Genomic DNA, 11,960 nt, shown 5'->3' with positions numbered 1-11,960 from the left:
GGAGGAAAGGCTTGCCGTGCACGAGCCGACCTACGAAGAGCTGACGGACTCCATCGTTCGAGTCGCGCATTGGGAAGGGCTGAAAGTTTCCATAAGGGAGGGCACTCCGTACGTTGTCGAACGCGATGGCGCGGCGCTGACTCCTCCGGTCGCCATGCGCTTCACGCCGGACACACTGCGGGAGTACTACCGCAAGATCGCGGAGGATGCCCTGCGTGGCAGACCCGAATCCCCTTGGGAGTGGTGGATGGACTTGATTTCCACCCACCTCGGGGAGGCGATGTACGACCTGGACCGCGTGGGCGGTCCGGCCGTGATCACCATAGGAAAGTTCGGCTTCATCGCGACGCCGACCCGAGCGGATTAACGGCCTCGGCGCTCACACCGCGGGTGGGTTCAGGCGGGTGAAGTCGGGGAGGCGGTAGTACGGGTAGTAGGGGTAGGGCGGGGTGGTGGCGCTTGGTTTGTCCAGGCGGGCGACCTGCTCGGCGTCGAGTTCCCAGCCGATCGCGCCGAGGTTCTGGCGTAGCTGCTCCTCGTTGCGGGCGCCGACGATGACGGTGGCGACGGTGGGGCGGCGCAGCAGCCAGTTGAGGGCGATCTGCGGCACCGTCTTGCCGGTTTCGGCGGCCAGCTCGTCGAGGACGTCGACCACGTCGTAAAGCTTCTCCTCGTCCACCGGCGGACCGGCCTCGGCGGTCCGGTGCAGGCGACTGCCTTCCGGAAGCGGTTGGCCGCGACGGATCTTGCCGGTGAGCCTGCCCCAGCCGAGGGGACTCCAGACCACCGCGCCGACACCTTGGTCGCGGCCGAGCGGCATGAGTTCCCACTCGTAGTCCCGCCCGACCAGCGAGTAGTAGACCTGGTGCGCGACGTACCTGGTCAGTCCGTTGCGATCCGCCGCGGCAAGGGATTTCATCAGCTGCCAGCCCGCGAAGTTCGACGCGCCGACGTAGCGGATCTTGCCCGCGCGCACCAGATCGTCCAGGGCCGCGACGACTTCCTCTACCGGCGTGCCCGCGTCGAAGGCGTGCAACTGGAACAGATCGATGTAGTCCGTGCCCAGCCTGCGCAGCGACGCCTCCACCGCACCGATCAGCCTGGCCCGGCCGGAACCGGCGTCCGCGGGGCCGGGGCCGGTCGGCAGCGTCGCCTTGGTGGACAGCAGCACCCGATCACGCCTGCCCTGGACGGCGGCGCCCAGCACCTCCTCCGAGGCGCCGTCGGAGTAGACATCGGCGGTGTCGAACATGTTCACGCCCGCGTCCAAGCTGATGTCGACCAGCCGCCGCGCCTGTTCGGCATCGGTGTCGCCCCATGCGCCGAACAGTTCACCCCGGCCGCCGAAAGTGCCCGCGCCGAAGCTCAAGGCCGGGACGTGGAGACCTGATGCGCCGAGCCGCCGGTACTCCATCTGCGTGTCGACCATCCGAACGTTCACTGGACAGCCCTCCTAAAGGGTCTATAGTTCCATTAACACTTCGGACGGTACACCCGTTCGTCAATAAATGAAACTGGAGTGCCGTTATGGAGCCGGAAGAGGCCACACCCGGATCGGTTCGACCCGGTGGGCGCACCGCGCGGGTTCGCGCCGCCGTCCTGCGAGCGGCGGGCGACCTGCTGGCCGAACACGGGTTCGCCCACCTCGACCTCGCCGAGGTCGCGGCACGCGCCGAGGTCGGCAAGACCACCGTCTACCGCCGCTGGCGCACGCCCACCGGCCTGATCGCCGACCTGCTGACCGACATGGCCGAGCAGTCGCTGCCGCACGCCGACACCGGCTCGTTGCTCGGCGATCTCACCGCCAACGCCCGCCTGGTCGCGAAGACGCTGTCCGATCCGCGCCAAGGCAAGCTCTTCCGCGCCGTGATCGCCGCCGCCACCTGCGACGAGTCCACTGCGGCCGCTCTGCGCCGCTTCTACGAAGTGCGGCTCACCGAGTGGTCGGCGTGCGTAGCGGCCGCCGTCGCGCGCGGCGAAGCGCCGGAGCGCACCGACGCACGCGCGGTGCTGTCCGCGGTGTCGGCCCCGCTCTACTACCGGCTGCTCGCCAGCGGCGACCCGATCGACGACGCCGCCGCGGATACCGCCGCGCACGCCGCGGTCGATGCCGTGATCGCGGGCACTTTCGTAACCCCCGATTCGTCGCGCGGCTAGCCGAGCACCGCCCCCCTGGCGTCCGCGGTCCAGTCGGCGCGGCGACCGGTGTAAGCGAGCATTCGCGCCAGGGCCGGCGCATCGGGCGCGACCGGCACCACCGGCCCGAACAGACCGGGCACCCCTTCGGCCGGGGTCTCGCGCAGCATGTCCAGCAGGATCGCCAAGTGCCCGTCGTCGCAGGCGAAGGGCTGCCCCGTGGCCTTCGCGAGATCCCAGCCGTGCACCACCACCTCGTCCAGGGCGATCCTGGCCATCACCGGGGCCGGTTCGCTCACTCCGCCCGCCTCGGTCACGCCGTCCCAGGCCACGGGCTCCCGCCACGCTGCCACCAGGGCATCGAGCTGGGCCGGAACGCGCTCGCGCCAATCCTCGGGCAAGGCGCGCCCCACCGGCGGAGCCGGCGCGACCGAACTACCGACGGCCTCCTTGGTGGCCGCTCGACGAAACGCCTCGGTCAGATCGAGCACGTGCGCGAGCAGATCACGCACCGTGGTGTCGGCGCACGGCGTCGGCGCGGCGAGCTGGCCGTCGGTGATGCGGCCGACCACGGACGACAGAGCGACAGCGGCGGGTTCGAAATCGAATTCCGGATTCATCGAATCTCCTGAGCCGGGGACAGGTTCATCCATGCAGACGTCCCAGCCGGGCCGAACTCATCGGTCCGGAGGAACGCGAAGTCGAACCCAGCAGGAAGTACCGGTCAGCTCTGCGATGCGATGCGATCGGCCTGTGCGCGATGCACATCCAAGGCCGTGTGCAGGAAGTCGAGAATCAGCGAGAGCTGATCGAGGTCGTAGCGACCGAGAGCCCGCGCACCCGCCCGGCCGACCGGCTCGAAGATCCGCTCCGCCATGTCGTGCGCGGCGGCAGTGGCGGTTACCAGCACACGGCGCCGATTGGCCGGATCCTGACCGCGTGTGACGAATCCCGCCCGCTCCAGTCGATCGATCACCGTGGTAGTGGCCGCGGGGCTGAGTCGCACCGCCGCGCTCAACTCACCCGCGGGCAGCGGGCCACGGCCGAGCACCACATCGAGGCAGCGAAGATCGGTGCGGTTCATGCCCAGGTGCGCGGCGACCGCCTCGTCGAAGACGTCGAAGCTCTGCTGGAGCAGTCGCAACTGCGTGCCGATGGCACCGATAAGAGTTTCTTTCGACATTCGAAACTTTCTGCTATCGTATCTTTCGTTCATCGAAATAATAGCACGCACAAGGACGCTGCCATGCACGACACCGACATCGACGACGCCGAGATCCGCACGCTGTTCCGCGACCTCATGCAGGCCTGGACCGACAATGACGCCGAGGCCTACGCCGGCCATTTCACCGCCGACTCCGACTACGTGTCCTATGACGGCACCCGCGCGATCGGCCGAGCGGAGCACCAGCGCAATCACGACAAGCTCTTCCGAGGCGTGCTGGCAGGCTCCGCACTGGTCGGCGACCTGGAGTCGATTCGCTTCGTCACACCGGACGTGGCGATCCTGCACGGCACGGCGTCGGTACTGATGCCGTGGCGATCGCGGCTGCCCGAGCGCAGGCGATCGCGCCAGACGCTGGTGCTGGTACGCACCTCCGAGGGCTGGCGGATAACCGCGATCCACAATGGCCGGATCCGCCCGGTGACGGTTCCCGAACCGGATTCCTTTCCGGCCGGAATGTCTCGTCTCATGGGCCGCGCGGCACGCAGGCTCGGAGTCGGACCGCGCAGGCCCGCTCGGTAACCGCGGAACCGGGCCGTCTCGACCGACGCGAGGTACCGCCGTTACGCACTCGTAGCGGCGAAATGCGCTGGAAAAGCGGATAATTGGTAGATGAAGGGTGATCGGGTGGAGATCGTCGTCGACGTCGGCGACGGATCTCGCAGTTACGAGATCGCGGCTACCCGGGCGGGGCGGCGGGTCGAAGTCAGGATCGCGCGTGGCGTGGTCGAAGTCAGCGAAGTGACGCGATCGGGGACGGCGGTGCGGACCGCGCGGTTCATGGCCGGACGCACGCTCGCACTGGTCGAGCACCCCGCCGATGCCACGGCGGCGCGGGTCGACGAAGAGCGACAACGCTGAGGCGAAAATGCTTGCCGTCCGTCCCGACCACGGGCATCCTCGATGCAGTCGGAGTCGATCGTCCGCCTCGATTGCGGCATCCCGCGACGGGTATGCCCATCGAGACGCCCACGCGGAGAGGAGCGCACGATGTCAGATCCCCTTGCCGACGCGGTCCCGGAGGCGGATCTCGCCGAGCAGTCCGTCCCGGCGTATCCGGAGGAGCCGGTGGTCGCCGACGACCTGCCGGAGCAGGACGACGCCGTCGGACGGGCGATTCCCGAACGCGACGTATTGGAGGCGAATCCGGCGGACGTGCTCGAGCAGTCCATCGTGGTTCCGATGGACGACGACCCCGAGGACGAATTCGGCTTCTGACCGTACGGCTCAGGGCTGGATTTTCGCCCGCACCGTCGCGTGCAGTTCCCGCAGGCTGGACCGCTCGGTGGCCACCTCGAGCACCCGCATGCCATGGGCGTGCCCGGTCAGCTCGACGGCCAGCTGTTGCGGGTCCACCTGCCGGTGCGGGATGCGATAGGCGGCGCACAAGGCGGCGAGATCCATGCCGTGCGGGGTGCCGAAGACCCGTTCGAACACGCCCGCGTACTGCGGGTCGCCCTGCTCGAGCAGCTCGAAGATGCCGCCGCCGTCGTCGTTGGCCACCACGATGGTCAAGTCGGCCGGTCGCGGTTCGCCGGGGCCGATCAGCAGACCGGACGCGTCGTGCAGGAAGGTCAGATCGCCGATCAGCGCGATGGTGCGCCCCTCGTGGTGCAGGGCGGCGCCCACCGCGGTGGACACCGTGCCGTCGATCCCGGCCACGCCGCGATTCGACAGCACCTTGATCCCCGGCCGCGGATGCGACACCAGCGCGGCGTCCCGCACCGGGTTCGAGGCGCCGAGCAGCAGTTGGTCGCCGTCCCGCAGCGCGTCCATCACGACCGCGGCGACGTGCAGCCCGGTGGGTTTCGGATGCCGCGCGAGTTCGGCGCGCACCACCTGGTCGGCTTTCGCGTTCAGTTCACGACACTGCTCCAGCCATCCCGCGCTGGGAGCGCCGCTGATGACCGCGCGCGTGCCGGTACCGACCACGTTGCCGGACACGTCGGGCCAGCGCGGACCCGTGGTGAGCGCGTAGACCCGGACGTCCGGATCGGCGAGCACCTTCGAGACCTGCCGGTGCAGGGTCGGGCGGCCGGTGATGATCGCCTGCTTCGGCCGCAGCAGCGACAGCACCAGCGGATGCAGCGCGGGGCCGTGCATGGGGGCGGTGGGCTCGGCGACGGTCGGCAGATCCGCCAGCTCCGGGCGCAACCCGGCGCCGTGTCCGGAGATCACCACCGTGTCCGGTGTGAGGTCGAGATCGAGCGGCACGTCCAGGGTGGCGTACTGGGTCTCGGTCCAGGCGCACTCGCCCGCGCGACCCGTGGGAGCAGACTCACCCGGCGCCAGGTCGGGGACCAGCGGCTCACGCAGCGGGACATCGAAGTGCACCGGGCCCGCGTTGCCGGAGCGAGTGCCGCGCGCCGCCGCCAGCACCCGGCACACCGCGGAACGCCACTGGCTGTTCTGCTGGCCATAGGGCGGGTGCTCGGCGTCCCCGGCCTCCTGCTCCGCCAGACCGAGCGAGATGGTGGCGCGGACCTGGCTGCCGAACAGGCCGAGCTGTTCGACGGTCTGGTTGGCTCCGGAGCCGAGCAGTTCATAGGGTCGGTTGGCGCTGAGCACCACCAGCGGGACGCGGGCATAGTTCGCCTCCAGCACGGCCGGCCCGAGGTTGGCCACCGCGGTGCCCGAGGTCATCACGACCGGGACCGGGTGCCCGCTCGCGATCGCGAGCCCGACGGCGAGAAAGCCCGCCGTTCGCTCGTCGATCCGCATATGCAGCCGCAGCCGCCCCGCCGCGTCGGCAGCCTGGAGGGCGAAGGCCAGCGGAGCGTTCCGGGAGCCGGGGCACAGGACGACATCCCGCACGCCCCCGCGCACGAGTTCGTCGACGACGACCTGCGCTTGTGCTGTTGACGGGTTCACGTCTCCAGACTGGCAGACAGTCAACTGGAAGTCGCCGCCGGGAGGCTCGCAATCACACGTGTCCTCGGACACTGCCTCCGGGCCGCGATCGCTCCCGAGGAGGCCGACGAGCCCGCGCGCCTCGGCTGACGTCCGAACATGGCGCAGGGAGGTCGCTATCGCGGCCCGGCTGACATTCGATCATGCGCAGGGAGGTCGCTATTGGTAGGCGTGGTCGCGCTCCAAGGAGGGACCCGCAACACTGCGGCTTCGCAGGCGCTGCACAAACACCGCCCTGCTCCCCTCCGAGCACCGGCTACGTCCGCGACCATAGGGCCAGCAGTAATCACTCGGACGCGACCGTTACAAGGCAGGACTCAAATCGTAGCCCTGACTCCTACCCTCGACCACACCGCTCAGCTCCCGGTTTCGAGCGAAGCGAGACCGAGCATGCGCGCCGTTCGCGGCCCGGCTCGCGTCCGAGTGGCCGCCGCGTCCGCGACGAAGTCGCAAGCGGTGGTCGCTCGGACGCGAGCCAAGAGGGGGCCGCGAACACCCAGCGCCGCAGGCGCTGGAAAAACTACTGAGCGTGCTTCTGGATCAGGTCGCCCACGCGCGGCAGCGCCTCGATGACGTTCTTCTTCGCCGAGGAACGCATCGAGGAGTAGACCTTCTGCAGGGCCGGGCGAGTGGAGGATTCGGCCCGAGCGTCGGTGACGGCGAGCAACGCCTCGGCGACCTCGTCCGACTTGGCGACGAGCAGATCGGCGAACTTGCCGGAGCCCGACGCCGTGTACTCCTGCCAGAACGGCTCCAGCTGCGCGACGAACTTGGGCGCCAACGACTCCAGCGCATCGGGCACGATGGACGGGCTGATCTTCTTGACCGCCGCGTAGCCACCCTTCACAGCCAGGCCGGACGCACCACCCTTGTCCGAGACCTCGGCATCGAGAACCTCGACGGCGTCGGCAAGGAAAGCCGGGCGCTTCGCGTCGTCGAGCAGGGATTCAGACAGTGCTGCAACCACTTTCAGGTTCCTCCGGATCGGTATCGATGAACGAGCGAGGGCAACTATACGCACCCGCGCCAGCATTCACCCGGCTACGGCTGCCACGGGAGCAACTCCACCATCAGACCTTCGCAGTCGGCGAGCAGATCGCCCTGCTCATCGAGCAATTCGGCGGCGATGAAAGTTTTGCGCCCTTCGATCCGGTCGACCCGTCCGCGAACCGTCAGTTGTGTTTCCAGCGGAGTGATCTTGCGGTAGTTCACATGAAGGTACGCGGTGCGGCTGATCGGCCGCCCGGCGTAGTGCACGATCATGCCGAGCAGATCGTCGAACAGCAGCGGCAGCACACCGCCGTGCGCGGCGCCGTTGCCGCCGAGATGGAAACGGCGGAACACACCCGTCATCTCGATGCCGCCCGGCCCCGCCTCGACCACCTGCCACGGCAGCAGCAGAAGGCTTCCCCGTCCCGGCAGTTCGACGGCGCGGCCGGCCGGTCCCTGCAACTCGGGCGCGCGATAGGGCTCCAGCAGATCGATCAGCTCGCGGGCTTTGGCCTGCGCGGCCCCGAACACGTCGTCGGGCGCGTCCACGGAGACGGCGAGATCCTGCAACGTCCGCATGGCTTCCACGAATCCGCCGAAGTTCGGTCCGACCCGCGCGGGGGTGACCTTCGGGAATCCGCCGTGCTTCTCATACCGGGACCCGTCCACCGCGCTCCGGTCGATAACCGGTTTCACTTGCTCGCTCATAACTTGCACGGTAACGCGTATTTTTACACCGTCAAATCGAGATCCCTCTGCCCGCTCACGACTTTCGGGCGCAGCGCGACCTAGCATTGCCCGGGTGACGTTCAATCCGAAGCTGTGGCGTCCCGTTCCGGGATTCGAGAACCTGACCGACATCACCTATCACCGGCACATCGAGCAGGGCACCGTGCGTGTGGCGTTCGACCGGCCGGAGGTGCGCAATGCGTTCCGCCCGCACACGGTCGACGAACTCTTCCGGGCACTCGACCACGCGCGGATGACTTCGGACGTCGGCGCGGTGCTGCTCACCGGCAACGGCCCCAGCCCCAAGGACGGCGGCTGGGCGTTCTGCTCCGGCGGTGACCAGCGCATCCGCGGCCGCAGCGGATACCAGTACGCCAGCGGTGACACCGCGGACACGGTCGACCAGGCCCGCGCGGGCCGCCTGCACATCCTGGAGGTGCAGCGGTTGATCCGTTTCATGCCGAAGGTGGTGATCGCCCTGGTGAACGGGTGGGCCGCGGGCGGTGGTCACAGCCTGCACGTGGTCTGCGACCTCACCCTGGCCAGCCGCGAGCACGCCCGCTTCAAGCAGACCGACGCCGACGTGGGCAGCTTCGACGGCGGCTACGGCAGCGCCTACCTGGCCAAGATGGTCGGCCAGAAGTTCGCCCGCGAGATCTTCTTCCTCGGCCGCCCCTACACCGCCGAGGAAATGCACCAGATGGGCGCGGTGAACAAGGTCGTCGACCACGCCGAGCTGGAGGACGTCGCACTGGAGTGGACCGCCGACATCAACGGCAAATCCCCGCAGGCGCAGCGCATGCTGAAGTACGCGTTCAATTTGCTGGACGACGGTCTGGTCGGCCAGCAACTCTTCGCGGGCGAGGCGACCAGGATGGCCTACATGACCGACGAAGCCGTCGAAGGCCGCGACGCGTTCCTGCAGAAACGCGAGCCGGACTGGACTCCCTACCCCTGGTACTTCTGATATGGACATCCTCAGCAGCCGGATCATCCTGCGGCCCGCCGATTACCAGGCCACGCTCGCGTTCTACCGGGACGGACTGGAGCTGGCCATCGCGCGGGAATATCCGGGCGGCACCGTCTTCTTCGCGGGCCAATCGCTGATCGAGGTGGCCGCGCACGGCGGGTCGGGGGAATCGTCGTCGTTCGAGGGCGCCATCTGGCTCCAGGTGCGCGACGTGTCCGCCGCCGCCGCGGAACTGGCGCTGAAGGGCATCGCGATCGACCGTGCACCGGTCGAGGAGCCGTGGGGCTTGCACGAGATGTGGGTGCACGATCCCGACGGCGTGCCGGTCGTTCTGGTGGAGGTCCCGCCGTCGCATCCGATCAGGCGGGATTCCCGCTGGTCGCCGTCGTAGCAACGGTTCGGATCGGTAGTTCGGCGGGCGCCACCGAGTTGCCAACGCGAGAACCGGCGAGGACGATAACGCTCGGACGGCCACCCGACCGCCGACGTCCGGGCCGGCTGTGTCCGTGTCCCGTCCGACCGAGTGAATCGCAGTCTCGATGTCTGTCGTACTTGAGCCCCGATCCGACCGGGTGACCGCGCCGCGGGTGCGCCACTCCGGCATACCGACCCGTTCCGCACGCGGTTACGCGGGCATGACACGATCCCTACCGTGAGGGAGTGCAGCGAGCGAGCCATGGGGACAGCGGCTCTGGGCACGACCGAGCCTGGCGAGCGGCGAGGCATGGCATGAGTAAGACACTGCGCACCCTGCCGATGCCCACCGGGTCCGGTCTCGGCGATGTCATGCCCCATCTGCGGGCGGCGCTGGAAGGTAGCGGGGCCGCGTGGCTGCCCGTTCCCAACAGCGATCGACGCGAGTCGAGACGCTTGAGCGACGCCCTCTCCCCCGGCGAGCCGATCGACGAGGAAGTCGCCCTGGTGGTGACCACCTCCGGCACCACGGGCGTGCCGAAGGGCGCGATGTTGAGTTCGGCCGCCCTGCGCGCGAGCGGCACCGCCACACACGACCGGCTCGGCGGTCCCGGCAACTGGTTGCTGGCCCTGCCCACCCATCACATCGCCGGTATCCAGGTGCTGCTGCGCAGCATCCTGGCGGGGACCGAACCCACCGTGCTGGACGTGTCCGGCGGATTCCTGCCCGAGGCGCTGGCCGGCGCGATCACGGGTATGCGCGGTGAACGGCGCTACACATCCCTGGTCCCGACCCAGCTGATCAAGGCGCTCGAGTCGCCGGTGGCCACCACCGCGCTGGCCGAGCTCGACGGCGTACTGGTGGGCGGCGCGGCCACTCCGCAGCCGGTCTACGAGCGCGCGCGAGCCGCGGGCATCACCGTGGTGCGCACCTATGGCATGAGCGAGACCTGCGGCGGCTGCGTATACGACGGCGTGCCGCTGGAGGGCACGAAGGTCCGGATCGAAGACGGCCGGGTGGTGCTGGGCGGCGCCATGATCGCCACGGGCTACCGCAACCAGCCCGACCATCCCGCCTTCGCCGAACCGGGCTGGTTCCGCACCGAGGACGCGGGCGCCTTCGACAACGGCCTGCTGAGCATTACCGGACGGCTCGACGAGGCGATCACCACCGGCGGCCTGCTGGTGATCCCGCAGGTGGTCGAGGCCGTGCTGATCAACCACCCCACGATCAGCGAGGTGGTCGTCGTCGGCCTGCCGGACGAACGCCTCGGCCAGCGCGTCGCCGTCGCCGTGATCCCCGCCCCCGGTGCCACCCCCGACCTGGCCGAGCTGCGCGAATACGTCGCCGACGAACTGGACTCCATCGCCGCTCCCCGCGAACTCGCCGTTCTCGACGAGTTCCCCCTCCGCGGCCCCGGGAAGCCCGACCGCGCCAAAGTCCGCGAATACCTTTTGGCCGACTCGACCCACTAGCGGCAGCGGGGCAGCGCGCTGCCCCGCTCCGTCCGGCATGTCATGCGACAGCGCCGCGCAAGAGCCGTGCAAGTCTCGGTGTCCACAGTTGTCCACATGACTTCTTTCGCACCAACTTCAGCGCTCGCCGTCGAGGCGGACGGCCTGGTCAAGGTGTTCGGGGAACAGCGTGCCGTCGATGGGGTGAGCCTGGCGGTGCCGCAGGGCTCGGTGTACGGCGTGCTCGGTCCGAACGGCGCAGGCAAGACCACGACCATCCGCATGCTCGCGACCCTGCTGCGACCGGACGGCGGCCGCGGCCGCATCTTCGGCCACGACGTGGTGGCGGAGCCGACGGCGGTCCGCTCGCTCATCGGCGTCACGGGCCAGTACGCCTCCGTCGACGAGGACCTGACCGCCACCGAGAACCTGATCGTCTTCTCCCGCCTGCTCGGGCTCAGCAGCATCGATGCCCGGCGCAAAGCGGCCGACCTGCTGGAGGAGTTCGATCTCACCGAGGCGGCGAACAAGCCGCTGCGGAACTTCTCCGGCGGCATGCGGCGCAGGCTCGATCTGGCGGCCAGCCTGATCGCGACGCCGCCGCTGCTGTTCCTCGACGAACCGACCACCGGCCTCGACCCGCGCACCCGCGCCCAGATGTGGGAGACCATCCGCCGCCTCGTCCGGGAAGGCGCGACGGTGCTGCTCACCACCCAGTATCTGGACGAGGCCGACCAGCTGGCCGACCGGATCGCGGTGATCGACCACGGCAAGGTGATCGCCGACGGCACGGCCGACGAACTGAAGGCCTCCGTGGGCGGCTCCAGCCTGCACCTGACGTTGGTCGATCGCGGCAGGCTCGATGAGGCGCGCCACATCATCGGCGATTTCCTCGGCGTCGAAGCGCAGATCACCCCGGAGGCCGGGCGGCTCACCGCGCCGTTGACCGACGCCGGCGTCACCGCCGATCTGCTGATCCGTCTGCGCGAGCGGGAGATCGGCGTCGACGAGATCACCGTGACCAAGCCGAGCCTGGACGAGGTCTTCCTCACCATCACCGGCCACCCCGCCGACGACACCACCGACGAGTCCGAGAAGAGCGCGGCGTGAACGCCCGGCCCGCAGGCGCCA

At 69.0% G+C, this 11,960-nt stretch carries 15 protein-coding genes; 9 read left to right on the top strand and 6 right to left on the bottom strand.

The features are described from left to right. Positions 1–16 precede the first annotated feature (16 nt). The gene (locus ACZ6DL_RS11785; RefSeq protein ID WP_466050442.1) at positions 17–367 is read left to right on the top strand and encodes a hypothetical protein; all 351 of its coding nucleotides are present in this window, start codon (positions 17–19) and stop codon (positions 365–367) included. Positions 368–379: 12 nt separating this feature from the next. Here ACZ6DL_RS11785 and ACZ6DL_RS11780 read toward each other — a convergent pair whose 3' ends face one another. Next, on the bottom strand, positions 380–1,414 hold the full coding sequence (locus tag ACZ6DL_RS11780; protein WP_466050521.1) for an aldo/keto reductase: 1,035 nt from the start codon (positions 1,412–1,414) through the stop codon (positions 380–382). Positions 1,415–1,527: 113 nt separating this feature from the next. Here ACZ6DL_RS11780 and ACZ6DL_RS11775 point away from each other — a divergent pair, with 113 nt between their 5' ends. Next, on the top strand, positions 1,528–2,157 hold the full coding sequence (locus ACZ6DL_RS11775) for a TetR/AcrR family transcriptional regulator (protein WP_466050441.1): 630 nt from the start codon (positions 1,528–1,530) through the stop codon (positions 2,155–2,157). On the opposite strand, the gene ACZ6DL_RS11770 is transcribed toward ACZ6DL_RS11775, so the two are convergent. Next, positions 2,154–2,756, bottom strand: coding sequence for a TIGR03086 family metal-binding protein (locus tag ACZ6DL_RS11770; RefSeq protein ID WP_466050440.1), 603 nt, complete (start codon positions 2,754–2,756; stop codon positions 2,154–2,156). The genes ACZ6DL_RS11775 and ACZ6DL_RS11770 overlap by 4 nt on opposite strands. Positions 2,757–2,860: 104 nt before the next feature. Continuing rightward, the gene (locus tag ACZ6DL_RS11765) at positions 2,861–3,319 is read right to left on the bottom strand and encodes a MarR family winged helix-turn-helix transcriptional regulator (RefSeq protein WP_466050439.1); all 459 of its coding nucleotides are present in this window, start codon (positions 3,317–3,319) and stop codon (positions 2,861–2,863) included. A 63-nt stretch (positions 3,320–3,382) separates the two neighbouring features. Between ACZ6DL_RS11765 and ACZ6DL_RS11760 the strand changes: the two genes are divergently transcribed. The 3 genes from ACZ6DL_RS11760 (at position 3,383) to ACZ6DL_RS11750 (ending at position 4,579) form a co-directional block, all read left to right on the top strand. Beyond that, positions 3,383–3,883 carry an SgcJ/EcaC family oxidoreductase gene (locus tag ACZ6DL_RS11760; protein WP_466050438.1) on the top strand — a complete coding sequence of 167 codons (501 nt, stop codon included), beginning with the start codon at positions 3,383–3,385 and terminating at the stop codon, positions 3,881–3,883. Positions 3,884–3,973: 90 nt separating this feature from the next. Beyond that, positions 3,974–4,222, top strand: a complete 249-nt coding sequence (locus tag ACZ6DL_RS11755; RefSeq protein WP_062968263.1) for a hypothetical protein — start codon at positions 3,974–3,976, stop codon at positions 4,220–4,222. A gap of 129 nt (positions 4,223–4,351) precedes the next feature. Beyond that, on the top strand, positions 4,352–4,579 hold the full coding sequence (locus ACZ6DL_RS11750) for a hypothetical protein (RefSeq protein ID WP_062968262.1): 228 nt from the start codon (positions 4,352–4,354) through the stop codon (positions 4,577–4,579). Between the two features lie 9 nt (positions 4,580–4,588). Here ACZ6DL_RS11750 and menD read toward each other — a convergent pair whose 3' ends face one another. The 3 genes from menD to ACZ6DL_RS11735 all read right to left on the bottom strand — a co-directional run bounded on the left by menD (position 4,589) and on the right by ACZ6DL_RS11735 (position 7,969). Then, a complete protein-coding gene (gene menD, locus ACZ6DL_RS11745; RefSeq protein WP_466050437.1) occupies positions 4,589–6,232 on the bottom strand; it encodes a 2-succinyl-5-enolpyruvyl-6-hydroxy-3-cyclohexene-1-carboxylic-acid synthase in 1,644 nt (547 codons plus the stop codon). A 559-nt stretch (positions 6,233–6,791) separates the two neighbouring features. Beyond that, positions 6,792–7,238, bottom strand: coding sequence for a DUF6918 family protein (locus ACZ6DL_RS11740; protein ID WP_063051613.1), 447 nt, complete (start codon positions 7,236–7,238; stop codon positions 6,792–6,794). 74 nt (positions 7,239–7,312) lie between these two features. Then, positions 7,313–7,969 (bottom strand): PaaI family thioesterase, encoded by a 657-nt coding sequence (locus tag ACZ6DL_RS11735; RefSeq protein WP_466050436.1) that lies wholly within the window; start codon positions 7,967–7,969, stop codon positions 7,313–7,315. Positions 7,970–8,063: 94 nt separating this feature from the next. On the opposite strand from ACZ6DL_RS11735, the gene ACZ6DL_RS11730 reads away from it, so the two are divergent. From ACZ6DL_RS11730 to ACZ6DL_RS11715, 4 genes are all read left to right on the top strand, one after another. Continuing rightward, complete coding sequence (locus tag ACZ6DL_RS11730) at positions 8,064–8,957, top strand: 1,4-dihydroxy-2-naphthoyl-CoA synthase (RefSeq protein WP_063051615.1); 894 nt, start codon at positions 8,064–8,066, stop codon at positions 8,955–8,957. Between the two features lies 1 nt (position 8,958). Next, positions 8,959–9,351 carry a VOC family protein gene (locus tag ACZ6DL_RS11725; protein ID WP_466050435.1) on the top strand — a complete coding sequence of 131 codons (393 nt, stop codon included), beginning with the start codon at positions 8,959–8,961 and terminating at the stop codon, positions 9,349–9,351. 338 nt (positions 9,352–9,689) lie between these two features. Next, positions 9,690–10,850: an o-succinylbenzoate--CoA ligase gene (gene menE, locus ACZ6DL_RS11720; protein ID WP_466050434.1), complete on the top strand. Its 1,161-nt coding sequence runs from the start codon at positions 9,690–9,692 to the stop codon at positions 10,848–10,850. 96 nt (positions 10,851–10,946) lie between these two features. After that, positions 10,947–11,939: an ATP-binding cassette domain-containing protein gene (locus ACZ6DL_RS11715; protein WP_391462022.1), complete on the top strand. Its 993-nt coding sequence runs from the start codon at positions 10,947–10,949 to the stop codon at positions 11,937–11,939. Positions 11,940–11,960: the final 21 nt, after the last annotated feature.

It is taken from the genome of Nocardia sp. NPDC041819, from assembly GCF_055590505.1.
Note: the sequence above shows the minus strand (reverse complement) of the source record. Positions and strands in the feature narration are given on the sequence as shown.